The following is a 24749-nucleotide window of genomic DNA, read 5'->3' as shown; positions in this document are numbered from 1 at the left end:
GGGGCCGTCACGCGTCGAGCATCTCCAGAAGGCGGCGCAGGTAGGGCGGCACGTTGCGCAGCCGTACGGCGTCGCCCGCCGCGGGGGACGCCGGAACCAGCAGCGCCCGCAGTCCCGCCAGGTCGATGAACCGCAGAGCGCCCGCGTCGACGGTGATCTCGCCGCGCTCGCTCCTCGCCTCGGCGAGCGCGGTCGCCAGGGCGGCGCTGTTCGAGACGTCGACCTCGCCGTCGAGGATCACCGAGGAGTCCGCGGCGGACCACCTGACGCTGAGGTAGGTGTCCGTGTAGAGAACGCCGCAGTGACCATCGGTTGGATTCACGAGACGCACCGGCACGGCGAACCGGTGTACGACGCGATGTCCGCCCGTCTTGGGCGGATATTTTCGGAGCAGGACACGGCGAACGTCGTCACGGTCCCACCTCCTCGCTGGAAGTGAAATACTCACTGAGCGTGGCCGCCCGACAGCGCATCTGTCAACGGTTAGCCCAGTTAATATTCAACGAAGATCAAAGATCTGGGCGCTTTCAGCGCTTGCGGCCGACGCCGCCGACCGCCCAGACCGTGTCCTTCGGCGGTCGCAGCTCGTCGGGTTCCGGCCGCCATTCGGGCACCTGGACCAGGCCGGGCTCCACCATTTCCAGGTCGCCGAACAGCGGCAGGATTTCGGCCTGGGTGGGCAGCCGCAGGCGGCCGTCGTCCTTGACCGCCCATTCGCCGGCGAAAAGCAGGGCGAGCTTGTCCGTCACCTCCGGCCGGAGGTCGGAGATCGCGTGGCTGATGACCATATAGCTGCCGGGCGCGATCGCCTCGCGCAGGCGTGCGGTGATGGCCATCGTCAGGTCGTCGTCGTTGATCGCCGCCAGGACCGAGACGAGCAGGACGCCCACGGGCTCGCCGAGGTCGACGAGCTCCCGCAGCCGCGGATGCGTGAGGATCGAGTCGGGGTCGCGTACATCGCCCTGGATCACCGCGACGTGCTCGTCGTCCTCCACCAGCGCCTGGCCGTGGTTCACCACGACAGGGTCCTTGTCCACGTAGACCACGCGGGCGTCGGGGGCGCACTCCCGTGCGATCTCGTGCACGTTGCCCTGGGTCGGCAGGCCGCAGCCGATGTCGATGAACTGGCGGATCCCGGCAGCGGCCAGGAACCGTACGGTCCTGCGCAGGAACTTGCGCCCCTCGCGGCACATCAGGGGAAGCTCTGGCGCGATCAGCAGCGCCGCCTCTGCGGCCTCGCGGTCCGCGGCGAAATTGTCCTTCCCGCCGAGCCAGTAGTCGTAGACCCGGGCCTCGTTCGGGACGGACGGGTCGAAACCCACAGGCTCGACCGGGGGGAAACCCGGCATGATCCTCCGTTCAGCCCTGATGACCGATATTACCGGTGCAAGACGGGCCTAAGTGAGGATTCGTGCGCGTTTCGCGATTAGGGACCACCGAAGGGGCCGTCCTCCGGGCCTTCGCGGGGCGGCCTTGTCGGGTTGAGGGAGTCAGCGGTAGCTGGCGGCCTCGGCCGTGAAGCCGGCCCAGACGGCCTTGCCCACAGGGCGTAGCCGCGCCCAGCCCCACATGCGGCTGACCCCCGCGACGACCTGCAGGCCGCGCCCGGTCTCCGATACGTAGTCGGGCTCGCGCAGCACCGGCGCGTCTGTGCTGGGGTCGGTGACCATGCACAGCAGCGCGCGGGACGAACGGAACATCAACAGGCGCACCGGCAGGGGATGGATGGCCTGGTGCCGCAGGCCGTGGCGCAGCGCGTTGGTGACCAGTTCGCAGACCGCGAGCGCGGCGTCGTCGGCGACGTCCTCCATGGACCAGGTCCGCAGCACCCCGGCGGTGAAGTGCCGCGCGGTGCGCGCGGCGAGACTCTCACGGTGGAACTCGTGCACGGCCACCTGGGGGACACCGCAGGGCTCTTCGCCGCAGGTCCAAGGCCAGCGCTTGCCATCCGGAAAGACCTGCTCAAGTGTGCCCAGCCAGGGATCCCGGGCAACGCTATCGGCTTCTGCGAGGGAAGCGCGGTCTGTCCGATAACCAGTCATTGAGAGCCTTATGAGGTTGGTGTCGACCATGTGGCGGGATGACTCAGTAAGTCATACTGCTCCCATTGATGCTCCTGTGCAAGTACAGATGCACGTGCAAACGCACGAATGTCGTCGGTTGGGCTCGGATTCCGAAACGAGGTGCCCCGTGTCCGTGATCTACAACGGAATGCCCTCATCTCACCTGGGGCGGCAGGCCTGGCGCAAGAGCCGGCACAGCAATCCGAGCGGCAACTGCGTCGAGATCGCCGCGCTGCCCGACGGCCGGGTGGCCCTGCGCAACTCCCGGCACCCGTCCGGGCCCGCGCTGGTCGTTCCTCTTCAGGACATGGCCGCATTCCTCCGCGCCGCCAAGGAGGGCGAATTCGACGACCTTCTTGGCGAAGTGGAGAAATGATCTCGCCACTTGCGCGGGCCGACGTGACGAGTATCGTGAACGTGGCGTAAACATCGGTGCACCTCAAAGGACCCCATATGACTGCGGCCCCTACTGAGGGTGTGCCTCACCCGCTCGACCTGGCGGCACGGTCGCGCCGCAGCCCCACCGTCCTGCGCATTCTGCTCGGCACCCAACTGCGACGGCTCCGCGAGAGCAGGCACATCCGCCTGGAGGAGGCCGGCCACGCCATTCGCGCCTCCCACTCGAAGATCAGCCGGATGGAACTCGGGCGTGTCGGGTTCCGCCGCCGCGACGTCGCCGACCTCCTCACCCTGTACGGCGTCACCGACGAGAGCGAGCGCGAGGCGCTGCTCTCGCTCGTCGCCCAGGCCAACGCCCCCGGCTGGTGGCACAAGTACGACGACGTCCTGCCCTCCTGGTTCGAGGCGTACGTCGGCCTGGAGCAGGCCGCGAGCGCCATCCGCTGCTACGAGGTGCAGTTCGTGCCCGGGCTGCTGCAGGCCCCCGGGTACGCAGAAGCGGTCGTGCGACTCGGCCATCCCGACGCGTCGGACGAGGAGATCGAGCGCCGCGTCCGGCTGCGGATGGACCGCCAGGAGGTGCTGGTCCGCCCGGACCCGCCCATTCTGTGGGCGGTGATCGACGAGGCCGTGCTGCGGCGTCCGGTGGGCGGGGCCGAGGTGATGCGGGCCCAGATCGAGCACCTGCTCGAGATGATCTCCCTGCCTCGTGTAACGCTCCAAATCATCCCGTTCAGCGCCGGCGGGCACGCGGCCGCCGGCGGGCCGTTCAGCATCCTGCGCTTCGCGGGGGTCGGGCTGCCGGACATCGTCTACCTCGAACAGCTCACCAGCGCCATCTACCTGGAGAAACGGGAAGACATCGACCGCTATCTCGCAGTCATGGAACGCCTGTGCCTCCAGGCCAAACCGGCGTCGGAGACCAAGCGGATGCTACGGCAGCTCATGACGGAGCTGTGACGATGCGCTAGCGTCACGTGCGCGACCTCCGCTGCCGCACGCCGCAGGAGACGGTGGCGCAAGCCGTACCCGAAAATACGTGTCAGGTGCGTGTGAGCGGTAAATGGAGTACTACCACACCGTGGGGCAAGCAGGAGGGCGGTGAGAACCTTGGCGGGCAGCCTGCTCAGCCTGGAGTTCGACCGAAGTTCGGTCACCAGGGTGCGGCATCTCGTCATGGTGTCGGCGCAGGAGGCCGGACTCGAGGGCGTGGCCCTGGAGGACTTCGTGCTCGCGGTGCACGAGGCGGTCACCAACGCCGTCCGATACGGCTCCCCGCCGCGGGGAATCGCCATGTGGCGTGAGGCGGGGGTGCTGGTGGCTGAGATCACCGACAAAGGTCCCGGCATTCCTGACGAGGCGCTGGAGCGCGAGGAGACGGTGACGCGGTTCGACTTCGGTGGCCGTGGACTGTGGCTCATGAATCGACTGGCCGACCTCGTCGTGCGTACGGGGGCCGAGGGAACGACGATCCGCCTCTGCGTGACGCTTCCCTGATCGACATCTGACTTCCGCTGAGAGCGGAGCGCGGACCGTCTGACCGAAACCGGGCTTCCCCGTCTCCCCGAACACCGCCTGCGGGCATGGTTAGCGCCGCTGTGAGCTGGGCACTTCTGATCTCGCCGCTCCGCCGCCAGGATCGGACGGCAGGCCAGGCGGGCAAGCCGTAATCATGATTTTGGTGCACCGAAATTTCGGGCAATCCGGGTCGGGCGCCGAAGCCTTGCTAGGCTGCAGGGAACCGTAGAACCGGGCGTTGTCTCACCCGGCAGGTGAGACCGTCGAGAAGTGGGGTCACACCGTGAAGAAGCTGCTTGTTCTCGCTCTGGTCGCCGTCGGCGGACTTCTGGTCTGGCGTAAGGTGCAGGCCGACCGCGCCGAGCTCGATCTGTGGACCGAGGCCACCGGCAGCGAGAACTGACCACCAGGGATGGTGCTTGATCGTGGCAAGGGTACGGGAATGAGCCCCGTGAAGCTGGCCTGTCTTGACTTGGCCGGGACCACGATCGGTGACATCGAGATGGTGGAACGGGCGTTCGCCGAGGCGATCGCCACGCAGGGCATCGTCCCCGGGACCAGCGCCTATGCCCGTGCCATGGTGCATGTGCACAGGTCCCGGGGATGTCCCAAAATCGAGGTCTTCCGGGGCATCTTCCCCGGCAACGAGGCCCAAGCACAGGCCGCGAACCTGACCTTCGAGCGCTCCTATGAGGGAGCCATCGAACGGACGGGTCTCGTGCCGCTGCCGGGGGCCGTCGAGGCCATCGCGAAACTGCGCGACGCGGGCCTGAAGATCGCTCTGATCACCGGATTCAGCCGCGCGACCCTGGGACGGGTGCTGAGCACCCTCACCTGGGTCGACATGCTGGATCTCGCGCTGTGCCCGGAAGATGCCGGACGCGGCCGTCCTTACCCGGACATGGTGCTCACCGCCGTCCTGCGTTCCGGCATCGACGACGTACGGCAGGTCGCCGTGGCGGGCGACTCCGAGAGCGACATGCTGTGCGGCCGGCGCGCAGGTGCCTCGATCGTCGCCGGAGTGCTCACCGGCGTTCACAGCAAGGACCGTCTGCTCGGCGGCGGTGCCACTCACATCATCGAGTCCATCGCCGACTTCCCCGGGCTCGTCCTCGGCAACGAGGTCGGCGCGTCGCCGGTGGCCACCTCGGCCTCCTGATCGCCGGCTCGTCCCGTGCCGAGGGCCACGTGGGCGGCACGGTGCGGTATCGAGTGGCGCTCGGGTGGGGGCTGTTGCTACGGTGTACGCACCGGCGGCCTGTGGATCTGCGTGTTCGCGCAGTTCGCGCCCGCTAAGGGGCCTTAGCTCAGCTGGCAGAGCGCCTGCTTTGCAAGCAGGAAGTCAGGGGTTCGAATCCCCTAGGCTCCACCTCGCAAAACACCGCCTCCCTGATCTTGGGAAGCGGTGTCCGGGCCATTAACGGGCCATTAGCTCTCAGCACTGCTCTCCTGCTTGCCGTTGGCCGTCGTCCGGTCGGCCTCCACACGGGCGCTCAATGCATCGGCGATCCTCTGGTCGGCGTCGCGTGTCGCGTGCTGGTAGATCAGCGCCGCTCGGTCGCTATCGTGGCCCATCCGGGCCTTGAGGTCGGCCAGGCTCGCGCCCGACTGGGCGGCGAGTGTGTTCCCGGTGTGCCGGAGGTCGTGGAAGTGCAGGCCCTTGACGCCCATCTCCTTGAGCGCTTCCGCCCACTTGGCCTCACGCCGGAAGTTGCCGCCGCGCAGGTAACCGCCTCGCTTGCCGAGGAAGACGAACGCCTCGTCGGGCTGGTCGACGAACTCGGCCAGGTGCTCGGTCAGCGCCGGAACGATCGCCGAGGGGATGCTGACGGTGCGCTTGCCGGCCCGCGACTTGGGCGGCGCGAGCACCATGTCGCCCCCGTCCAGCTCGATGAGCTGTTCCCGTACGCGTACCGTCCGCGCCTTGAGGTCGATGTCCGACCGCCGCAACGCGATGACCTCGCCCCATCGCAGGCTGGCGAACGTGGTCAGCAGGATCAACGCGCGGAAGCGCCGGTCGGCCATCTTGTCGGCCAGCTCGAAGACCTGGGCGACGGTGAGGATGGGCCGCTCCGGAGTCTGCTCGTTGTCCGCGCCCTTGATCCGGCAGGGGTTCCGGCTGAGCAGCTTGTCCTCTTCGACGGCCGTCATCAGCACGGCCCGCAGCAGGCGATACGCCTTGGCCGCGGTGGACACCGAGACGCCTTTGTCGATGAGCTTGGCCCGCCACGACCGGATCATCTGCGTCGTCAGCTTGCCCACGGCCACGCCGCCCAGGCCAGGGACGATGTGCCGGTCCAGCAGCCAGGTATACAGCTCAACTGTCTTGGGCCGCAGGCCAGGACGCTCCTTGATCCACGTCCGGGCGTAGTCGCCGAGCAGGACTTTCCCGCGATCGGGGTCCGTCCACTCCCCTGAAATCATCTGCGCTTCGATCAGGGTCAGCGCACGGTCCGCTTCCGTCCGCGTGGCGAAGGTCGTGGGGCCGGTATGCATCCGCCCATCTGGGCCGGGATAGCGAATCTGAAAGCGGCCGGACTCTCGCTTGCGGATATTGCCGAAACGCCGGTGACCGTCTCTGTTCGCCATCAGGCCGCCCGTCCCTTTGGGGCCTTCATCGGCTCGACGAGCCCGGCCGCGATGAACGCTTCGAGAGCGGCTTCGGGAATGCGAACGCCCCGGCCGACGCGGACGAAGAAGATACGGCGTTCGGCGATCAGCCGACGCGGAAAGCGAACCGAGGTGTTCAGCCGTTCGGCCGCCTCTTCGACGCGAAGAAGACGACCTTGGGCCTCTGGCGGGAGTGGCGTGGTCGGCGAGGTCGTATTCGTCATGCTGCCCTCCCTTCAGTTGCCGAAAAATCTCTGCCGTCTGCCCGGGCTTCGAGTTGGTTCATGTGGTTGCGCCAGCGCTGGCGTTCGTGGACCGAGCGCAGGAGGCGCACGCCGATCGGGGCGAGCTCAGGATCTCCGGGCTTGACCGGTCGCCAGATGTAGCGGTGTGGGTCGACCGGCTCGTCTCGGATGCCGAGGGCTTCCAGGACCCAGGTGCGGCGGTCCTGCTTGTGCTCGGTCAGCGTCTTGTTCGACCACTTCCGCGACACCAGGACGCGGCGACCCGCGTAGCCGAGGTGGTCGGGCTTGTGGGCCTTGCCCTTGCACCGCCCCGGCGCCATGCCGGGCTTGGCGCCCTTGGGCTGCACGCCGTACCGGAGCCAGTTCGGGCAGGTCGGCGAGCACGGCTCGAACCGCAGCGCCTCCAGCAGTCGTTCCGCGTGTGCCTTCCGGCGGGGGTCGTCGGTGCCGAGGGCGTCGCCGAGGGACTTGGTCAGGTACTTCGAGAGGTACTGGATGAGCTGGTCGGCGTCCGGGGTTCCGGCGAGGACGCTCTGTATGTCGAGCTGGTCACCGAAGCGGAGCACGTGAAGCGGTTCGGCGTCCTCTTCGGCGTCGAGCCGGTCGAGGGCCTGTTCCCAGGTCGACAGAACTTCCCCGGTGGTCGGGTCGAGGTAGCCGGCCCCGTCCTCCCACACGGGCAGGTGGTCACCCTCGAACCGCACGACATCGGCCGGAGGCCACCACACCTGGTGATACGTGGCCGCGATGATCTGCCGCAGCTCCGCACGCGGAAGGGTGCCGCGGATGGCCATATGCAGGTGTGGTGCGAGCCGCTTTTGTGGCTCGACGGTGGCGAAGTACTGCACGTCATAGCCCGCCACGCGGCGGAGGTTCTGCACGAAGCGGTCCACGAGCTTGGAGAAGTGCAGCGCGTCGCGGGCCGCCCGTGCGTAGTCGTACCGGTTCGGGTCGAGGGGCGCGCCCTCCAGCACCCGTCCGTAGGAGGGGAGCGTGAGCGTGACGAACATCGAGGGCCGGTAGGTCTTGCCGTCCGAGCCGGTGAAGGTCCGCCCGAGCGTGGTCTTGGTCATCTGCCGCTTGGGCAGGTCCGGCGCGTCCTGCCGCCGCTTGGTCGACCGTGACCGCTTGCCCGAAGTGCGGCCGAGAACGTTGCCGCGCATACCCGCCCGGTTGATCTCCTCGTCCAGGTCCTCAATGGCGGCGTCGAGGTCGGTGGTGTCGCCGCCGGCCTTTTCCACTTCATCCCGCCAGGCTTGGGCGTCGGCCCGCAGCTCGACGAGGTGACGCTGATACTCGTCGGCGTTGTCGGGCAGGTTCACCGGCTCGTGGTCGAGGTGCCAGCCCTCCCGGCACTGTGCGCGGCGGAGTTGCCGGTTGCGCTTGGCGCAGGGCGGGCACTTGCTCTCCAAGGTGGCCCCGCAGGGCACGTCGATGACCTCAACCTGTCCGGTGACGATGTCCTGCCGCCGCAGAGGAACCGGCCGGATGCACACCCCGTACTGCTTGGCGATCTCTTCCACGACCTCACGCGCCAGCGGTTGAGCCATGCGGACGGCGCGGGGAGTGGAGCGGTCGTTGGGCCGAGCGGGGGAGGTCGGCTGGTCGCCCCCGGCCTGGTGGGCGTCGGTGAGGTCGATCAACTGTCCTCCTCTGTGGTCTCGGGGATGGTGAGGGCGGTCTGGCCGCATTCGTGGCACTCGACCAGGCCGCGGATGGGGTCGAGCCATAGGACGTTGAGTGCGCCGCAGATGGAGCAGCGCAGCCCGTCGAGGAAGTGCGCCAGGCCGTTCATGCGGCCTCGCTTCGCGCGCCGTACTCGGCGACCATCTGCCGGATGTCGGCGTCGGAGACGTACGCGGCCCGGACCCGGATCGGATCGGGGGAGGTCTCCAGCCGGACGTATCCGACGCCCGCGCCAAGCTCTGGAATAGGTGAGATGTGATCGGCCAGTGCGCCCCGGTCGCGTGCGCCGTCGCCGAGGACCATGTCCACCTGTTCCGACTCGTCGAGCCGAAGTGCGATCTTGTCGGGGAACAGGTTGCGGACGTTCATGACCTCCTTGCGTGGGTCCTGGAGTGCGGCCATGACGCCGACGCCTACCGCACGCCCCTGGGTGGTCAGGGTGGCCAGGGCCGCCGTGATGCGCTGACGGAGTTGCTTGTCGGACTGGTAGGCGGTGAGGAAGGCGACCTCGTCGACGAGCACCAGGACGAAGGGGTCGGCGACGGTCGGTGTGTGTGAGCGCTGGAGGCCGGCGAACCGGTCGGCCCGCTCCTGCATCACGCTCACGGCCTCGTCGAGCAGGTCGGCGCACTCTTTCGGGTCTGCCGCGTATCGGGCGCCGAACAGCGCACGGCCGAAGGACAGTTCCATCCGCTTGGGATCGAGCGCCCACACCTGAACCAGGCCCGCCCGCATCGCGGGGAGCAGACCGCGGATGGTCGACCACAGCCACGAGCCCTTACCGGCCCCGGTCGCGCCCGCGATCAGGACGTGCGTGCCGTGGACCTTGAGCCCGTACGGCGTGCCATCCTCGCAACGCCCCACTTCCACCGCCCCGACCTCCGCTGACTCGGGAATGGGTACGGCGGGCAGGGGTTCGGCGAGTGGGTCGCGCCGGGGGAAGGTGAGCACGAGCCGCCCGGCCTTGGCGACGGCGACGCGGCAGGAGGGGGCGCCGAAGCCGTGGGCGAGGTGGTCAGTGCGGTCGGCCCAGTCCTTGACGGCCTGCCCGGACAGCATGCGTACGGTGATGCGGTCGGCCCAGCCGTCGCACTCGACCCGGAGCAGGCGGGGCAGGTAGTCGCGGCTCTGGAGATGGCGGCCGAGCCCGGACACGATCATCACGGGTTGCCAGTGCCGCCGGTAGATCCAGAACCGGCGCCAGAAGGCCAGCAGCCGCCAGCCGACCCGGCGGGCGAACGATGCCCGGTCGGCCAGCACCCAGCCGAACAGCAACGAGCCGGGAACGGTGACGGCGGCGACCGCGACGGGCCAGCCGTACCGGACCCAGATCACCCCGGGCAGGGCGAGCACCGCCACGGCGATGGGGTGGATGAGGAGGGTCCGGACGAGACCGGCGACCAGGCGGCCGAGGAAGACCAGGATGGTGAGGATCGCCGGGGTCTGGACGACGGCCGGTTTGAACACGACCGCCGTGTCTGGAGTGGTGGACACGAGGTTGCGGACCTCGCCACTGGGAAGGCGCTTGAGCATAAGCTGAACTCCTCTCTTGTGATGCGCAGTCAGGGAGAGACCGAGGGGCCGCCGGAAGTTGCCGCTTCCAGCGGCCCCGCTTGAGTTAGGCCGCCGAGTCGGTGGCCTGGGTGTGGTCGGAGTGCATGCGTTCGCAGTCGGCCAGGTACCGCGCGGCGGCGTTGAAGATCTCTCGCGCGTTGTCCAGGTCGTCGGCGGTGACCGGTCCGGCCCCGGTGGTCGAGACCGTCACGTCCGCCTCGTCGGACTCCAGGACCAGGTACGGACGCCCGGACTCCAGCACCCGAGCACGCGCCCGGGTGATCGAGGCGTAGAACGAGATGCCGATGCGGGGCCGCTGACCGGGGTCGATCGACATCGACACGTGGGTGTAGGGACCGTGCGTCATCAGGCCACCCCGCGACCGTTGGCCAGGCCGTGAAACCGCCGCTCGACCGACCGGGCGAACGAGGCTGCCTCGCGGGCGAGCTGCCGGGCGAACTCGACATCGGCCGGGCTGACCTGGTCGCTGTCCGATGTGGTCAGCAGTACTGAGGTCGAGCCGAAGTCCAGCGCCAGCACCGGGGTCCGCGCCGGGTACGGCATGGTCTTGGCCGAGGCCCCGCCTCCGGTGTTGAGGCTGATCACGGCCGAGGGCCGCACCGTGCGCCGCCCCATCACGCCGCGTCCTTCGCAGCGTTGGCGGTCTTGCCGGCGGCGCCCGTGCGGGGAGCTCGCATCACCCGAGCCGAGATCGAGTAGGCCAGCCGCCCCGTCGCCTGGTGCACGTACGGCTTGACCTCCAGCCCGTCGAACTCGGCCGGGGCCAGCGGAACGCCCGGCAGTGCGGGCGGGACGACCGGCGGAACCTCGGCGAGGATCTTCACGGTCACCGTCTTCTGCGCGGCCTTGAGCGAGGGGTCGGCGTCCATCACCGGGACCTGCCAGACCGGCAGACCGGTCACCTTGTCCTTGGCCTGGGTGTCCCGCTTGGCGTCGAAGTCCTTCGCCGCGGTCACCTCGCCCACGACGTAGCAGCCGTGCGGGAACAGCAGCTCGAAGCTGATCGGGATGGGTCCTTGCAATGCCATCGTTCACCACCTCCTTGTCCACCCCCCTAGACGGTGGCGGTCGGTCCGCGACGAGAACTGTCTAGGGGGCTATGCGGATGACCGTACTTCATCTGACACCGCTCTGTCTAGGGGGGTAGTCAGAGTTCTAAGCTCGGCGTGCGACACAAAACCCCCTTTGCGTCATCAAATCACCTATTTGCTGACAAGCTTCACAGAAGCGCCAATGCTTCTATCTGTGAAGGATTCTGCAGGTACATATGTGGGGATTATTTGACATAGCGCGGTATCGGATGTTTGGATATATCTCATGCCTCAGGAAGACGGCCCCAAGTCGCGGCCAAAGTGCAAGATTGATTCATCCCATGGTGTGGCGACTCGCAAGGGCATGTGTCAGAACTGCTACCGCAAGTCTCTGCGAGGAACACTCTCAAACACCGGAGCACCAAAGCCGCCGATAAGTCCCGAAGTCGTTGCCAGTCTCTCGGCTCCTGATGAAGACGGCTGTCTCATCTGGAAGGAGAGTGTCGATCGTGATGGATTCCCTCGCTATTACGACAGCAAGCGGCACGCGGAGGGGTTGCCTGCCCTGGTTTACGTACGGCGATGGGTCTACGAGCAGGCATATGGAGAGATTCCAAAAAATCGCCGCGTTATTTCAGCCTGCGGGAAGAAGCTCTGTGTTCGCCTAGAGTGTCTGTCGGCGCCCGGCGATAGAAAAAATCGCCCGTCTAAAGCACAGGAAGAGCCGACCCGTACCCCAAGCGACATGTGTCGAAAGGGGCATGATCTAACGATTGCAGATAACCTTTATATAAATCCCAAGTCAGGGTATCGAAGCTGCCGCCAGTGTGCGTGGGAATCAAGTATGCGCAGTCGCGGGATCGACCCGAGCACCCGAACGCGCAGACCCCATAACCGCAGTCTCACTGAGTGCGGTAAAGGGCACCCCTTCGTGGAAGGGAGTTACTATGTGACCGCCGAGGGGACTCGAGTCTGCAAAAAATGTCGAGCCGTCACTTCTCGTAAGACTAATCTAAGAAAACTGTATGGCATCACTCCCGAAGAGTTCAACGCCATGCTAGAAGAACAAGGGAGTCGCTGTAAAATATGCTCCCGTGAAATCGGGGCAGAGGAAGAGCATTTAGATCAGGCAGTGGTGGACCATGATCATGTCACAGGCATAGTTCGTGGTCTTCTCTGCCACCGCTGTAACCAAGGCATTGGTTTGCTGCAGGACGATCCGGATATCATTTCCCGTGCTGCGGAGTATGTCCGACGAGGACATAGAGCGTAGAGATTCTCATGCTTCAGTGATAGACCTTGTGCTCCGGGCATTCATTCTTGCTTAGCTTGAATTACAATAAAAACCGTCGCGTCGTCGTGGGGCTTGCTTCGCGGCCAACGATCACCGTGAAGGTCGGATTGCTCGACTTCGCGGACTTGGCGGATCAGTTCGGCCGGGCCGTCTTGGGCCAGGGTGGTGAGGAGTTCCGGCCAGGTGGTGAGGTGGTAGCGGTTGACGGCGTCGGCGGCCCCGTCGGTTAGCAGCGCTGCGGCGTGTACCTGGTCGGTGGGGATGGTGCCGGTGAGGGCTTGGTCGGCGGCGAGGGGGTCGGTGGAGGCGACCCAGAAGCCGCCGTCGCGGTTGCGGTATTGGCCGAGGGTTTCGACGTACTCGCGGCGGGCTTCGGCGTGTTCGGGTGTACCGCCGCGCAGGCTGTCGAGCCGTGCGCGGTGGGGTGCGGCGACCTGTTCTAGCCGGTCATCGCAGATCACCATCGGCTCGGTCGTGCCGGTGTCGAGGATGAGGGTGCTGTCGCCGAGGACGAGCCAGTCGAGGTGGTCGGCGGTTTGGCGGAGCATGATGACGGTGGCGGAGGGGGAGCCGCCGTGGGTCAGGTCGCAGGTGAAGTCGTGTAGTGAGGTGACGTGTTTGATGCCCTGGGTGAGGAGTTCGGGCAGGGGGCCGGCGCTTTGGGTCATCTCGGCGAGCAGGGTGGAGCCGAGGGTGTGGGAGTACCAGCGCACGCTGTGCGAGCAGGCCGAGGTGACACCTGGGGGGATGCTGGCGCCGTCGAGGAGGACGACGGCGTTGGCGGTGGCGGCGATGAAGTCTTCGTTGGGCCGGTCGGGGTAGGCGGGTTCGCTGGCGAAGGCGACGCGCATCAGGTGTCCTCGTGCCGGTAGAGCGGGCTGGCCAGTTCCGCCCGCATTGGTTCCCCGGTTTGCGGGTCGTATTCGACGCCGACCACGCAGGAGAAGCGGTGATCGCCGACCTGCCCCCACAACGTGGCGATCTCGTTGGCGAGTAGGTGGATGACGCCGAGGGAGCCGTTGGGGTGGATCCCGGCGATGGCCAGGAATGACCCGTTGCCGTCTGGGCGGGGCAGCCGGCCGAGGAAGGCTGAGTCGGTCGGCTGCTGCGGGTCGAGCTGGGAGCCGGAGCGGTACTCGCGGCCGGTGCGGGTGTCGAGGAGCTTCCAGCCGGTGTCGTCGCGGTCCCAGTGGATGACCGGGTCGGCGTCGTATGCGGCACGCATGGCATCGGACATGCGGGGGCCGCAGATAACGAGCAGGCCGGGCCGGTTGAGGTCGATCTGGCCATCAACGGCGACGTTGTCGGTTGCGACGGTGAGGCCGAAGGTCCGGGCGAGGTCTTCCAGGCGCTTGCCGGCGCGCATGTCGTCCAGGGCGACCATGGAGCGTCCGGTTGCGGCGTCGTGCCGCAGTGGGGTCACGACGGTGACGGTCCCGATGCCGAGGAACGCGCCTTCGGGGGCGGGGCCGGTGTGGCGGATCTGGTGGATACGCCCGCGGGACAGGCCGGCCTTCTCGGCGATCTGCGCGTACGACATGCCCTGGGCGTGGAGTTCCTGGATGACGCGGCGGCGCAGCCGGGCCAGTTCGGTGACTTCCTGCTGGGCGGCGTTGAGTCGTTCGGTGGCGACCCGGAGCAGCAGGTAGGGATCGTCGATGGCGGCGATTTTGTCCAGGTCGCTCGGTGGCACACTTCCTCCTAGGTGTAGCACACCCGAGTCTAGGGCCCTAGACGAAATGCCGTCTATCCCTCTTGACAGTACGGTTTTGGCGGGTTTGCCGGTTGCTGGGTCAACGGCCCGGATCGCCGAGCGCCGGTTGGGGACACCGCGCGGGCTCACCGCGCCATTCCCGTCAGCAGGGCCGCCCAGACCTCACGGGCCTGGGTGAGGGGCCAGCGGTGGGTCTCGCGGATCTCGGGTGCGTCCTCGTTCTGGAGAGTGCGCCGGATGAACCCCTGCCCGCCCGCCTGGCACAGCTCATAGACCAAAGCCAGGCAGTCGCAGGTCCAGGCGAGCACGCGCACCCGCGCTCCGTCCGAGGGCTCGAACCAGGCCAGCTTCGTGCACCCAGGTTGCCGGCGATCGGGAACGTGCGGGCTCACGCAGGTCATGACCGGCACGTCGCTGCTGCGGCGGCTGCGATCGGGTCGACCTTGAGCAGCGCCCAGACCGTACGGCCAGCCTGACTGCCGTACACGCCCCAGTTGTCGGCCAGGTTGGCGACCAGCAGCAGGCCGCGGCCCCCCTCGTCATCGGTGGGCCGGACGAGCCGAGGGACGCCGGGGCCGCCTTCGTCGGTGACGCCGATCCAGATCTGATCGGGTTCGGCCTGGATGCTGACGATGAACCGGCCGCCGAATCGGGCCGAGGCGGTGTGCCGGACGGCGTTGGTCGCCAGTTCGCTCACGATGAGTTCGGCCGACTCGACGACCGGCCAGGCTCCGAGGGAGGCGGTGATGAATCGGCGGGCTTCGGTGACCGAGGCGGGACGGCCGAGGAAGTGCCGGGATAGGCGCCATGGGGGCATGGGACACGCTCCGTCGTATAGGGGGCTAGACATGCCTTCGACTGGAGCGTATGACCAACGCTAGAAGTATCTCAAGGAATACGACGCATAAATGCGTCAGGTGTCGAGCTGCTTCGCCAACTCGCGGAAGTCCGCTGCGATCTCGCCCAGCAGCGCCCGCAGCTCCTCCCCGTACACGGCCGCGCCCGCGAACGCCTCGAACGCCTCTTCATGAGCGCCGATCTCGGCCGCCTCGGTCAGCGTGAGGTCACCGGTCAGGCTCTCCACCACACTCACAGATCCGTCGAAGATGGTGAACCCATGCAGCGGGAAGGCCGGTGCCTCTACCTTCCACGGCACGACCCCGAGCCGAACATGTGGCAACGTCGACACCTGGGCCAACCGATCGAGCTGCGCCAACATCAACGACGGCGACCCCGGCCAGGTACGTACCGCGCCCTCGCTCAGCACGAAGGCGAACCGCCGGCCCTCCTCAAACAGCACCGCTTGAGCATCGACCCGTACCGCGGCGGCCTTGGCCGCATCGTCCTCGTCGACATCCCGGCCGACCGCCACCGCTAGCCGCGCATACTCCGCCGTCTGCAACAGCGCCGGAATCATCGCCGCGGAGAAGACCGCCATCCACTTCGACGAGCGCACCCGCGCCGCGTTCGCCGCCTCCCGGCCAACAAGCCCACCTTTGAGCCGCGATACCTCGTCACGCAGCCGCACGAGCAGCGCGTCCAACTCAGAGCGAGCGTCGTCATCGAGTTGGAGAGCCGCGGACACTCGCTCAACCGTCTCCGGCGTCGGTAGTAGCCGCCCCGTCTCCATCCGCGAGATCGTCGGCTGAGCCACCCCAGCGCGCTGCGCCAGCTCCTTACCCGTCAACCCCGCATCCTTACGCAGCCGCCGCAGCAGCTCTCCCAGCTCCCGCAACCGATCCCGCCGCTCCTCCATGCTGGCGTTCTACCACCGGCACCCGACCAGATGGCCCAGGGTCAGTCGGAACTCTGCTGAATTGTGCTCATAGGGATCAAGGGCGGCGCTCCGCGCCGCCTCGCGGCCTTACGCCGGCTCGGCGGCCGGGCATGCGGCCTGGGGGCCGGTCCCGGCCGCCGGCGGCTCGGGGCTAGCTCGGAACCTGGCACAAGACTCTGGTAGCTCACCATTGGTGATTCCTGGGAGGTACGTCTTAGAGCAAACGAAGGTCCTGCTCAGGTGGTATCTGTCTTTGCAAGACAAGACGCATGTTATGGGGCATGCTGGCGTGCATGGAGTGGTGGAAACTCGGCCTTGAATATCTCAAAGCCGTCCTCGGCTGGCCTGTGATCACCTTGGCTATCGCGGTCGTGCTAAAAAAACAGATTTCCGGACTACTGCGACGGGACCTTGAAGCCGAGGCGGCGGGCGTTAGGGTCCGGGTTGGTCGCGCTGAGGAAGCCGCCGAGGCTGCGCTAGAAGAAGCAACGCATCTTGCATCCCCTGATAGCGATGCTGAGGTCATCGGTGATGAAGATGCTAACCCCAGAATTGAAACGAAGAGCTTGCATGTATCCAATTCGTATGAAACTGCCAAACTGTCAGGCCATATAGCGGCGCTAGAGGCTCAACTGAACAAAGAGGAAGCTCGCAGAATTGCCCTTGAACGTGTGCTCTCAGAGGGAGCCCGGCTCGGCTGGGAGTGGGCTCAGGCAGGAGAGGGCGAGCCGCCGATGCTTACGGTGCAGTGGGGTCTGGACGGAGTTCCCCATGTCTCTACTGAGCGAAATTCCAGAACTTCCAAGGACCGAGGCGGTGCGTATATTGCAAGTCATGAGTACGAGCGTCGAATATTGAGCATCTTAACTTCAAGATATCCTGGACTGATCTATGAGCAGAGGCTCGATAGTGGTTATGATGCTGCGATCATAACGGGCCATCGTTCGATAGGCTTAGTTATAAAATATTTCAAACCTAAATCCGATGCACCTCGTGCACTAATCAAATCGGCGCTCTCGAGCGCGCGTCGCGCACCGTTCTCTAAAGTCCTGATTATCTCAAATGTCGAACTCCCTCGCAAATTGGCAGAAGGCTTGTATGTCATAAATAAGGAAAAAAGCATTTGTGTAATCACTTGGGATCCCGGGATGGGAGAGAAATATCTGACGATGCAAATCGATCAGCTCGTTAGAGAGGCTCAAGATGAACGGGTTGATAACTCGTGATGGTCTCTACTGGACGCCTCTAGCTGCGTCCTCCTCGCTGCTCAAGTGTCCCGGACGAGCCCGCCGAGTCAAGGGCGCCTTCGGCGTCGCTTCGCGATCAGCTTCGCTGACCCTTGACACGGCGGTCCCGTCCTGGGGGTCGGCAGCTACGAGGAGGACGGGAGTGAACCAGGGGACAGGCCTCCCGCCGTGGGCCGAGCCGTGCCCGATCAAGCGATCTTCAAAGTGGAAGGCATTGCACTCCGCCCCGGCTCCCGAGTGTTTGAGGTCATCGGCAGTCTTCCGCTCAGCGGTGCGCCTGACGTGCTGGTAGATGAGCGTCCGGTAGCTGTCGTGGCCATCCGGCCTTGAGGTCGGTGAGGCTCGCGCTCGACTGTTCGCTGCCGGGTGCCGAAGGTCGTGGAAGTGCAGGCTCAGCTCTTGATGCCCATCTTAGCTCTTCTGGGCGAGTGGCTTCCTGTTCCTACTTCTCAGCAGCTCGTGCCCGGGGCGCCGGTCACTTGATATGAGTGCGCGCAGAGCATGTTACAAACGCGCGTCCTGCAACGATGGACTAGTGGAAGCGTGCCTCTGCGTACACTGAGATCGTGAAGTAGGAGTAAGCCTGTGAGTGATTTCGTGCCAGATCGTGGCGAGAATACTTCTAGGACGGATCTCGACAGCGAGAGACGTGAATCTGAACGAAAAATCGTCCAACAGCAATCCGTCTTGCGCAACTTGCGCACCACAAGGCTTCTTCAAGCTATATGGCTTATCGCGAGCATGGTGGCTGCCACGTTTCTAGGCAGTGCTATGTTTATTGGGATCTGGACTAACTATCGGACGCCTTTTACCCTTATAGGGTTTGCTGCTGCCGCGATCTCTACGGCACTGGCTGCTGGTTATATCATCAAGCTTCGACCTCGAATCTCTGACAACGTACACCAGCTTCGGACGCTGGAGACCGAACAACTCCACTTGGCTGCGAGGGAGGAGGCTAATCCAATCTCCGCCCTTCGCATCTATCGCCTTATCGCTTCTAATGATATTGAGGAGTTGAGCCGCAATGCTCGGCGCAATCAACGCTACGCTAATATTCTACAATGGATAGTCATCCTTGGTTCTGTCACTTCCACAAGCCTTGCCGGCATCGCGGTGGGCGGCGGCGACGACCCCCGGGTTCGCCTTATCACGGCCATCTCTAGTGGTCTTGTTAGCGTAGCTGCGGCAGCAGCTGGATTCTTCAAATTTCGTGAGCGCCGTACGACTCAGCAGCAGACTGCTGATGCGATGAAGAGGCATTTGAAAGCCATTGAGCTGCGCATCAACGAGTACGACGAAGAAGACGAGGAGCTGGTATTGAAGAAATTTGCCCAGACTATGGAAGAATTAAAGGACGAGCAGCGTAAGCGGGAATTGCAACTAGAGGAGTCCACCAACAAGGATCCTGGTTAATGAGTAGTGTCAGCCTAGAAGGACCGTCCACTAAAGGTTTGCGGCATGATGCAAAATAACTTCTCCCGGACCCTTGTCGCGAGGCCCTCCCCGGTATCTGCAGGCGACGAGGAGAGTGGGGTCAGGATAATTTCGTTTTCACGAATCACGTAGCTTCCGCCCAGCAGGCGACAGTAGATGCTCCAGGGCGCATTTAACTCGACTGTCGGTATAGATTCGTCCCTTACGTTTCGTCCATGATCTCACAGCTTGTGCCGCATAGTGTGGTTCCCAGGCCTGCTCTCTGACGGCAACCCAATGCGTGCTAGCGAGGAGCTCCACCCCGTAAGGACCTTCGAATCCTTCTATGAAGGCTAGTACTGTATTGACTACCGCTTCCTCATTACTTGAATCACGCTGATTGAGGTACCGATCGAGCTCGGCGCTAGCGTGTTCGGTTAAAGCGATTGGCGTATGGTCGAGGACTCTGTCCGAGCCGTCTCCAAAGCCCTTTAGGTAGGCGCCCTCCATATTCTGAATGAGATGACGAACTTTCTCGCTATACGGTCCGTATCGACCAGGTTGAAAGTCTAGCGATAGCTTCGGCTCCACCGTGTTTGCGAAGTACATTAGCTTTTGTATCTCAAGGTGAGACGCCCCGTGGGGATCTTCCCAGGGCTCAGTAGCTTGACGTTGCCTCACATATTTGCGTAGTAGATCCAGGAGTAGGGCACGTCCCCAGGTCATGCGGAGCTTAACTGGTGGGTCTACCTCACGATGGCCCGTTGCAGGCGCGTATATATGGACGACGACATCAGGCATGTCTGCAAACGCTGTACGTATGCGGGGCTCAACGTCGTTCCAGTTAAGTCCTCCATTGCCAGCTCCCAGCGGGGGAATTGCAAGCGACTTGAGTCCGTAATTTCTTACGACTTCTCTCAGATCGGCGAGTCCCGCGTCGATGTACTCTAGCCGGGATGGTGATCGCCAGTGAGTCTTCGTGGGGAAGTTGATGACGAATCGTGGACCAGCAAGTTGTTCTGTCGGCACCACAAACATCCGGCCGATCTCGACGTCCCCCCGCCGACAGGCCTTCTCGTATGCCAGGAAAACGTTCGGATACCGCCGTTTGAACTGCAAGGCGATTCCTTTGCCCATGACGCCAACACAATTTACTGTGTTGACCAGAGCATCGACCTCGGCGGCTAGCAGATCGCCCTGTGCGAGAATGATCATGACGTGTCCGCCCTAGTAGTACAGACCAGCTACGACACGATACTGACGTGTGCCACTGACACCATCGAGGATACTCCGAGCTCTCGCGAGCATGCGTTCGCTCTTTGCAACGATCACCGAGACTAAGCTCAGAGGTACTTCACGTAAGACGAGGACCTCGGCCGCGCGCCGGCTCTTACGATCTGTGTCGTCAGGGGTGTTGTACCAGTCGCGTTGACGCAAGAGATCAAAGTCCACGAATGAACCAAGTTCGTTCACATTTCTGGAAAACTCTACATAGTTTGTGGCGGCATTGGAGTCGCTGACGCACCAAGTGGCGCCTGACTCGATGATATCTCCAAGGGCAACGCCGAGGAATATCAACGGCTCGCAACCCCCGCTGTAGGTCTCGTGGCCTCGTGCCATCACATAAAGCATTGGCGACTTTGCCGCTATATAGAACGGGACGTGATCGTTGACGTATGAAACGGGATAGTTTTCGTCAGGATCCACTATTCGTTCAGCTCGGCGGGATTTCACACTTGCGTTGGCTACATCACGGACAGGTCGAACTGCGGAGCCAGCAAGGATCCGCCCTTCGTCGACGATCGCCTGAAGATTGTCGATGTGTGTGAAGTGCCACACCACCCAATCTCGCGGAGCATCTCGTCGGGGGCCGTCGGCACCCCGTGCAGCGAACCCTGAGTCGGGAACGTATCGAAGCTCCACCTTGGTCCTCCAGTGTGCCGTCCTCCGCCCGTTGGCCGCGCTTCGGTACACGCTAGCGCACGGGCGGTGAGGGCCTAACGAGCAGCGGGAGGGTGTGGACGTCCGGCAGCAGGCCTTCGTCATGCCGCCCTCCTGGGAGGAAGGTCGCCGGGCCATTAGCGGGCCATTAAGGGCGGTCAACAGGGGGTACTCAGGGTCACTCGCGGACTGCCCCTCGCCCAGGTTGCAGCCGTTGTCCCTGGTGATCAGGCCGATTTGCAAGCAGGAAGTCAGGGGTTCGAATCCCCTAGGCTCCACCCACTCAAAAGCCCAGGCCAGGGACCGTTTTCCCCGCCTGGGCTTTGATCGTTATTCGGCTTGGCGGTCTTGCACGCCCGATCCGTGTCCGTCGTGTGCTCATCCCGCCCGGAGGAACTGTTCAAAGGCTTCCCGTGCCAGCGCGGACACACTCTTGCCCTCTTGCTCGGCGCGGGCCCTCGCGCGTTCGCGCAACTCCTCGGGGAGTCTGAAGGAGACCCTTGGGGAATGTGTGCTCTCGCCTGTGAGCGATGGACGTCCGGGGCGACTGGTAGGCACGGGTACGCGGCCTTCGTCGATCGCACGGTGGACGTCGCCGATTGCGTCCCGTACATACTCGTCCGTGATCAGGTTGCCTTTGGCGTCGTAGATCTCTTCGGAGTCGCTGTCGATATCGGAGTCGTGGTCCAGGGCCAGTTCGATGTCTTCGGGTGGCCAGGCTGCCCCGTGCTCAGTCATGGCGTCCTTCTCCGTAGCGCGGTCGGCATCACGTGGATGATCACTAGAGCTTTGTCGGTGAGGATGCCGATCACCTCCAGCTCTATGCCCCGATCGTCGGGGCCGATCCAGACCCATCGATCCTCCAACGTCGGGTCTCTAGCCAGGCACGATCACTGGGGGCCCAGATCGGACAACATGCATGGCATGCGCCTGCCCGATGCGGTGCCTCCTCGCTGTTTTCTCTGCCGGACTGACCAGCGATGTGGTCTCCTGGCCCCATGCGTCGAGCCCGTCTATCGCAGTGGCCCGATAGACGCGGTTGGAACTGGCAGCCAGGAAGTCGCGCACCATCGGAGCGAGAACGGCTCGATGATGGGTGAGCTCGGGGGCGTCCAGGAGCCGGACGGCAGCGGCGAGAGCCGCTTCCCGGATGGCGGGATCCGGACCATGGAGAAGTGAGGACACGCCCTGGAAGAGGGCGGGGCGGATGGCTCGGACCTCGGTGAATCCTGGGTAGTCCTCCAGGGAGAAACCCAGGCGCAGGAGTGTCGCTTCTGCTTCCTTGTCGACCTCGCGGGCCACGGATCCCAGCCAGTCCAGGAGTGCTTGACGCAGTGGATATCGCCGGCCCTCGCCGCCGAATGGAACCGCGGTGTCGGTGCGTGGATCGCTGAGAATCGCGGCGACGTACAGAGCCGCCGGGGCTGTCGCCGTGTACAGGGAGTTTTGATGGTGCACCGGGTCGTTGAGGTGATCGAGAGCTCTGGCCTGGGCGTCTGGGGTGCCGTTAAGAAGGTCCGCCAGCGCGGCACGGGTGTCCGCAGCCGGCCCCAAGGCGTGCTCGAGCGAGGCCCAATCGGTTTCCTCGATCAGTGCAAGCGGATCAAATGGAGAACCGGTCATATCCTTGATCGCCACCTTCAAAGTATGGTTGTCGCCGATCTCCCCTGCTCCATCAGGTAGAACGCCGCTCTCCTGATACACGGAAGCGGCGTTTGGGTGATTAGCTCTCTGCAAGCGTTCCTGCTTCGCCGCCATCCCGCCTTCTTCGCTCAGCCTCGACACGAGCGCTCAGCGCATCGGCGATCCTCTGATCGGCGTCGCGCGTGGCGTGCTGGTAGATCAGCGCCTTCCGTCGCTTCGAAGTGGGTCAGGCCACGGATGGCCGCGATGACAGCTCAGCAACCTCCGGGGACGGCGTCTTCGCTGGGCTAAGCGGCCTGCTGAGCCGCTTGCGCCGATGTCTGTGATGGACTGCCGCACAATACCGATACACCGGATCATGCCTTGATCTGCAATTCTGGTTTTCTATGGGTACTGGAGCGACCGCTGCCTCCGATATCTGGGCGGTGCGTGCGGCTGGCGCTGGGCTTTTCTCCCCCTTGGTGCCGGACGCCCGGCCTCGCGCAGGGGAGCGTCGCGAATGCCGGTGATGGTGAATTTCACTCTACATATGTGGTCGGCGTTCAGGAGGATACGGACGTGGCTCGGAGGCAGGCGTCCGTCGCTCGGGAGGGTGCGGCTGCCGAGAACCCCGTGGCATTTCATCGACGGGCTTCTCGCGCTGGGTACGTGGGCGGTGTACCTCGCCTTAGCAGTCCTGCAGGACAGACTCTCCTCCCAGGGGTTCTCCGTCCTGGCGCTGACATTCTTCACCGTCTCGTCCGCGGCCCTGCTGTGGCGGCGAACCCACCCCGTCGCCGTCGTGACGGTTACCGTCGCCTGCGATTGCATAATCGTCGTGATGACGGGCTGGAAGGGGTACGGCCTGCAGGCGATGTTTGCCCTCTACGCAGCGGGCAGGCATGGCCGGGTATGGCATGCCTGGCTGGCGGCCGTGGTGGTGGGGCTGTTCTATCCGGCGACCGCACTGGCCGTTTATTCGGTCACCGGAATGGTTTCTCGTGACTCCGGTTCGCTGGGATGGTTCGTTCCGCTGTTGCTCGTCGGGGCGGGCAGGTTGATGCACCTGCGCGCGGAGACCACCCGCAGGAGGCAGGATGAGATCGCGGAGGAGGTCGTGCGGACGGAGCGCCGCCACATTGCCCGCGAGCTTCATGACGTGGTCGCCCACAACATCACCACGATGCAGGTCCTTATAGGCGCGGCGCGCATCACCATGACCCGCAATCTGTCAGACGCCGAGGCGGCCTTGCTCAGCGCCGAAAAAGCCGGACGAGAGGCGATGGCGGAGATGCGGCAGTTGCTGCACGTGCTACGCGCCGATGAGCTCAACGAAACGGCCGATCAAATGAGGGACGGCCCCGCAGGCAAGACATCCGCCTCGGGTCAGGAGCCAGGCTCGCTGGTACACATGCAACCCCACAATCCTGCTTACAGGGCCAACGCCGTGCCAGCGTTGGTGAGCCGGGCCCGTGAGGCGGGTCAGCCCGTGTCCCTGGAAGTGAGCGGCCGTTCCCGCCGGCTGCCCGCGGCGATCGACCACGCGATTCACCGGATCGTGCAGGAGTCGCTGACCAACGCTCGCAAGCATGCCGGAGATGTGCCGGTGAGAGTCAGCATCGATTACGGGCCGACCATGGTGGAAGTGAAGGTGGTCAATGAAGAAGCCGATGCGGCTCACGATGCGAGGAGGCACAGGACCCCTCTCGGGAACGGTTTTGGGTTGAGTGGTATGGCCGAGCGCGTGGCACTGTGCGGTGGCCGATTGGAAACAGGCCCTTTGCCGGGCGGGGGTTTCAGCGTGCACGCTCACTTCCCCCTGCCGGTTACGGATGCACCCCAACCGTGGCCGGCAGCACGGAAGCCGGGCGAGCGGAAGTCCGCCGAAGAAGGAGGCCGACATGATCAGGGTGGTACTCGCTGATGACCATGCAGTCGTCCGCGCCGGGTTCCGGATGATCCTGAACGCTGAGGATGACCTTTGCGTCGTAGGCGAGGCGGGGGACGGCGACGAGGCGCTCGCTCTCGCTCGTGAGTTGCTCCCCGACGTGGTGCTGATGGACCTGCACATGCTGGCGGCCGACGGTGTCACCGCCACCATGCAGATCACCGCCGAGCTGCGTGGCGTTCGCGTGCTCATGTTGAGTACCTTCGACCTGGACGAATACGTGATCGAAGCGTTGCGGGCCGGGGCGTCCGGCTTTCTGCCCAAGGATGTCTCGCCCGAGGAAGTGGTGGAGGCGGTACGTGTAGTGCACCGGGGCGACTCCGTCGTCGCCCCTCGCTTACTGACCCGGTTGATCGGCACATTCGTCCAGGCCTCTCAGCTGAGGCCGGCGACGGTGCCACCGGAGCTGGTCGGCCTGACCGGTCGCGAACGGGAGGTGCTGACCCTCATCGCGCGCGGGCAGTCGAATGCGGAGATCGCCAAAATGCTCGACATGGCGGCCTCCACCGTGAAGAACCATGTGACCAGCCTGTTCGCCAAACTGGGCGTGCGAGACCGGGCACAGGCCGTGATCGTCGCCTACGAGACGGGTTTCGTGACGCCAGGCCCTAAGGGTTGACCCACTCCATCGGTCCGCGCCTGGGACCGTGCTCCCAGATGGGAAG

30 protein-coding genes and 1 tRNA gene are annotated in these 24749 nt (G+C 64.7%); 11 read left to right on the top strand and 20 right to left on the bottom strand.

Going from position 1 to position 24749, the window contains the following annotated elements; translation table 11 throughout:
* Window positions 1-7: 7 nt before the first annotated feature.
* The 3 genes from FLW16_RS44235 to FLW16_RS40190 form a co-directional block, all read right to left on the bottom strand.
* Window positions 8-322: an STAS domain-containing protein gene (locus FLW16_RS44235; protein WP_185949809.1), complete on the bottom strand. Its 315-nt coding sequence runs from the start codon at window positions 320-322 to the stop codon at window positions 8-10.
* Window positions 323-527: 205 nt separating this feature from the next.
* On the bottom strand, window positions 528-1349 hold the full coding sequence (locus tag FLW16_RS40195; protein WP_142566238.1) for an SAM-dependent methyltransferase: 822 nt from the start codon (window positions 1347-1349) through the stop codon (window positions 528-530).
* Between the two features lie 141 nt (window positions 1350-1490).
* A complete protein-coding gene (locus tag FLW16_RS40190) occupies window positions 1491-1895 on the bottom strand; it encodes an ATP-binding protein (protein WP_260616126.1) in 405 nt (134 codons plus the stop codon).
* A gap of 295 nt (window positions 1896-2190) precedes the next feature.
* On the opposite strand from FLW16_RS40190, the gene FLW16_RS40185 reads away from it, so the two are divergent.
* The 6 genes from FLW16_RS40185 (at window position 2191) to FLW16_RS40165 (ending at window position 5349) form a co-directional block, all read left to right on the top strand.
* Complete coding sequence (locus FLW16_RS40185; protein ID WP_221891533.1) at window positions 2191-2439, top strand: DUF397 domain-containing protein; 249 nt, start codon at window positions 2191-2193, stop codon at window positions 2437-2439.
* A gap of 77 nt (window positions 2440-2516) precedes the next feature.
* The gene (locus tag FLW16_RS40180) at window positions 2517-3422 is read left to right on the top strand and encodes a helix-turn-helix transcriptional regulator (RefSeq protein WP_142566235.1); all 906 of its coding nucleotides are present in this window, start codon (window positions 2517-2519) and stop codon (window positions 3420-3422) included.
* A gap of 141 nt (window positions 3423-3563) precedes the next feature.
* Window positions 3564-3959, top strand: a complete 396-nt coding sequence (locus tag FLW16_RS40175; RefSeq protein ID WP_142566234.1) for an ATP-binding protein — start codon at window positions 3564-3566, stop codon at window positions 3957-3959.
* Window positions 3960-4263: 304 nt separating this feature from the next.
* Complete coding sequence (locus FLW16_RS44230) at window positions 4264-4383, top strand: DLW-39 family protein (protein WP_208802288.1); 120 nt, start codon at window positions 4264-4266, stop codon at window positions 4381-4383.
* A 39-nt stretch (window positions 4384-4422) separates the two neighbouring features.
* Window positions 4423-5139 carry an HAD family hydrolase gene (locus FLW16_RS40170; RefSeq protein ID WP_142566233.1) on the top strand — a complete coding sequence of 239 codons (717 nt, stop codon included), beginning with the start codon at window positions 4423-4425 and terminating at the stop codon, window positions 5137-5139.
* A gap of 137 nt (window positions 5140-5276) precedes the next feature.
* Window positions 5277-5349: transfer RNA gene (locus FLW16_RS40165), tRNA-Ala, on the top strand.
* A 59-nt stretch (window positions 5350-5408) separates the two neighbouring features.
* Here the strand turns inward: FLW16_RS40165 and xerC are convergent.
* The 8 genes from xerC to FLW16_RS40130 all read right to left on the bottom strand — a co-directional run bounded on the left by xerC (window position 5409) and on the right by FLW16_RS40130 (window position 11124).
* The gene (gene xerC / locus FLW16_RS40160; RefSeq protein ID WP_260616122.1) at window positions 5409-6476 is read right to left on the bottom strand and encodes a tyrosine recombinase XerC; all 1068 of its coding nucleotides are present in this window, start codon (window positions 6474-6476) and stop codon (window positions 5409-5411) included.
* Between the two features lie 92 nt (window positions 6477-6568).
* Window positions 6569-6814, bottom strand: coding sequence for an excisionase family DNA-binding protein (locus tag FLW16_RS40155; protein ID WP_142566231.1), 246 nt, complete (start codon window positions 6812-6814; stop codon window positions 6569-6571).
* Window positions 6811-8385, bottom strand: coding sequence for a replication initiator (locus FLW16_RS40150; protein ID WP_142566246.1), 1575 nt, complete (start codon window positions 8383-8385; stop codon window positions 6811-6813). Before FLW16_RS40150 ends, FLW16_RS40155 begins: the two co-directional genes overlap by 4 nt.
* Before the next feature lie 89 nt (window positions 8386-8474).
* Entirely contained in the window at window positions 8475-8630 is a 156-nt protein-coding gene (locus FLW16_RS44225) for a hypothetical protein (RefSeq protein ID WP_185949807.1), read from the bottom strand.
* Window positions 8627-10054 (bottom strand): FtsK/SpoIIIE domain-containing protein, encoded by a 1428-nt coding sequence (locus FLW16_RS40145; RefSeq protein WP_142566230.1) that lies wholly within the window; start codon window positions 10052-10054, stop codon window positions 8627-8629. Before FLW16_RS40145 ends, FLW16_RS44225 begins: the two co-directional genes overlap by 4 nt.
* 85 nt (window positions 10055-10139) lie before the next feature.
* Complete coding sequence (locus tag FLW16_RS40140) at window positions 10140-10442, bottom strand: hypothetical protein (RefSeq protein WP_142566229.1); 303 nt, start codon at window positions 10440-10442, stop codon at window positions 10140-10142.
* The gene (locus FLW16_RS40135) at window positions 10442-10711 is read right to left on the bottom strand and encodes a hypothetical protein (protein WP_142566228.1); all 270 of its coding nucleotides are present in this window, start codon (window positions 10709-10711) and stop codon (window positions 10442-10444) included. Before FLW16_RS40135 ends, FLW16_RS40140 begins: the two co-directional genes overlap by 1 nt.
* Entirely contained in the window at window positions 10711-11124 is a 414-nt protein-coding gene (locus FLW16_RS40130) for a plasmid replication, integration and excision activator (RefSeq protein WP_142566227.1), read from the bottom strand. Before FLW16_RS40130 ends, FLW16_RS40135 begins: the two co-directional genes overlap by 1 nt.
* Before the next feature lie 289 nt (window positions 11125-11413).
* Between FLW16_RS40130 and FLW16_RS46390 the strand changes: the two genes are divergently transcribed.
* Window positions 11414-12400, top strand: a complete 987-nt coding sequence (locus FLW16_RS46390; RefSeq protein ID WP_142566226.1) for an endonuclease VII domain-containing protein — start codon at window positions 11414-11416, stop codon at window positions 12398-12400.
* Window positions 12401-12441: 41 nt separating this feature from the next.
* Here FLW16_RS46390 and FLW16_RS40120 read toward each other — a convergent pair whose 3' ends face one another.
* The 5 genes from FLW16_RS40120 to FLW16_RS40100 form a co-directional block, all read right to left on the bottom strand.
* Window positions 12442-13272: a protein phosphatase 2C domain-containing protein gene (locus tag FLW16_RS40120; protein WP_142566225.1), complete on the bottom strand. Its 831-nt coding sequence runs from the start codon at window positions 13270-13272 to the stop codon at window positions 12442-12444.
* On the bottom strand, window positions 13272-14114 hold the full coding sequence (locus FLW16_RS40115; RefSeq protein WP_260616121.1) for a sigma factor-like helix-turn-helix DNA-binding protein: 843 nt from the start codon (window positions 14112-14114) through the stop codon (window positions 13272-13274). The genes FLW16_RS40120 and FLW16_RS40115 overlap by 1 nt, the downstream gene beginning before the upstream one ends.
* Before the next feature lie 146 nt (window positions 14115-14260).
* Window positions 14261-14536 (bottom strand): hypothetical protein, encoded by a 276-nt coding sequence (locus FLW16_RS40110; protein ID WP_142566224.1) that lies wholly within the window; start codon window positions 14534-14536, stop codon window positions 14261-14263.
* Window positions 14533-14952, bottom strand: a complete 420-nt coding sequence (locus tag FLW16_RS40105) for an ATP-binding protein (RefSeq protein ID WP_185949805.1) — start codon at window positions 14950-14952, stop codon at window positions 14533-14535. Before FLW16_RS40105 ends, FLW16_RS40110 begins: the two co-directional genes overlap by 4 nt.
* 96 nt (window positions 14953-15048) lie before the next feature.
* Window positions 15049-15891: a Scr1 family TA system antitoxin-like transcriptional regulator gene (locus tag FLW16_RS40100; RefSeq protein WP_142566222.1), complete on the bottom strand. Its 843-nt coding sequence runs from the start codon at window positions 15889-15891 to the stop codon at window positions 15049-15051.
* Window positions 15892-16205: 314 nt separating this feature from the next.
* On the opposite strand from FLW16_RS40100, the gene FLW16_RS40095 reads away from it, so the two are divergent.
* Complete coding sequence (locus FLW16_RS40095) at window positions 16206-17138, top strand: hypothetical protein (RefSeq protein WP_142566221.1); 933 nt, start codon at window positions 16206-16208, stop codon at window positions 17136-17138.
* A 606-nt stretch (window positions 17139-17744) separates the two neighbouring features.
* A complete protein-coding gene (locus tag FLW16_RS40090) occupies window positions 17745-18572 on the top strand; it encodes a DUF4231 domain-containing protein (protein ID WP_142566220.1) in 828 nt (275 codons plus the stop codon).
* A 138-nt stretch (window positions 18573-18710) separates the two neighbouring features.
* On the opposite strand, the gene FLW16_RS40085 is transcribed toward FLW16_RS40090, so the two are convergent.
* The 4 genes from FLW16_RS40085 to FLW16_RS40070 all read right to left on the bottom strand — a co-directional run bounded on the left by FLW16_RS40085 (window position 18711) and on the right by FLW16_RS40070 (window position 22271).
* Window positions 18711-19787, bottom strand: coding sequence for a macro domain-containing protein (locus FLW16_RS40085; RefSeq protein ID WP_142566219.1), 1077 nt, complete (start codon window positions 19785-19787; stop codon window positions 18711-18713).
* Between the two features lie 12 nt (window positions 19788-19799).
* On the bottom strand, window positions 19800-20414 hold the full coding sequence (locus tag FLW16_RS40080) for a DUF4433 domain-containing protein (RefSeq protein WP_260616118.1): 615 nt from the start codon (window positions 20412-20414) through the stop codon (window positions 19800-19802).
* A gap of 477 nt (window positions 20415-20891) precedes the next feature.
* Window positions 20892-21251: an Arc family DNA-binding protein gene (locus tag FLW16_RS40075; RefSeq protein ID WP_185949804.1), complete on the bottom strand. Its 360-nt coding sequence runs from the start codon at window positions 21249-21251 to the stop codon at window positions 20892-20894.
* A 138-nt stretch (window positions 21252-21389) separates the two neighbouring features.
* Window positions 21390-22271 carry a hypothetical protein gene (locus tag FLW16_RS40070; protein WP_142566216.1) on the bottom strand — a complete coding sequence of 294 codons (882 nt, stop codon included), beginning with the start codon at window positions 22269-22271 and terminating at the stop codon, window positions 21390-21392.
* Between the two features lie 385 nt (window positions 22272-22656).
* Here FLW16_RS40070 and FLW16_RS40065 point away from each other — a divergent pair, with 385 nt between their 5' ends.
* Together FLW16_RS40065 and FLW16_RS40060 are read left to right on the top strand one after the other, a co-directional pair.
* On the top strand, window positions 22657-24060 hold the full coding sequence (locus FLW16_RS40065) for a sensor histidine kinase (protein WP_142566215.1): 1404 nt from the start codon (window positions 22657-22659) through the stop codon (window positions 24058-24060).
* Window positions 24038-24703, top strand: a complete 666-nt coding sequence (locus FLW16_RS40060) for a response regulator transcription factor (RefSeq protein ID WP_142566214.1) — start codon at window positions 24038-24040, stop codon at window positions 24701-24703. The genes FLW16_RS40065 and FLW16_RS40060 overlap by 23 nt, the downstream gene beginning before the upstream one ends.
* The last annotated feature ends 46 nt before the right edge of the window (window positions 24704-24749 follow it).

The sequence above is a fragment of the Microbispora sp. KK1-11 genome (genome assembly GCF_006874435.1).
Classification (GTDB): Bacteria; Actinomycetota; Actinomycetes; order Streptosporangiales; family Streptosporangiaceae; genus Microbispora; species Microbispora catharanthi.
This window is presented reverse-complemented; position numbering and strand designations above follow the sequence as displayed.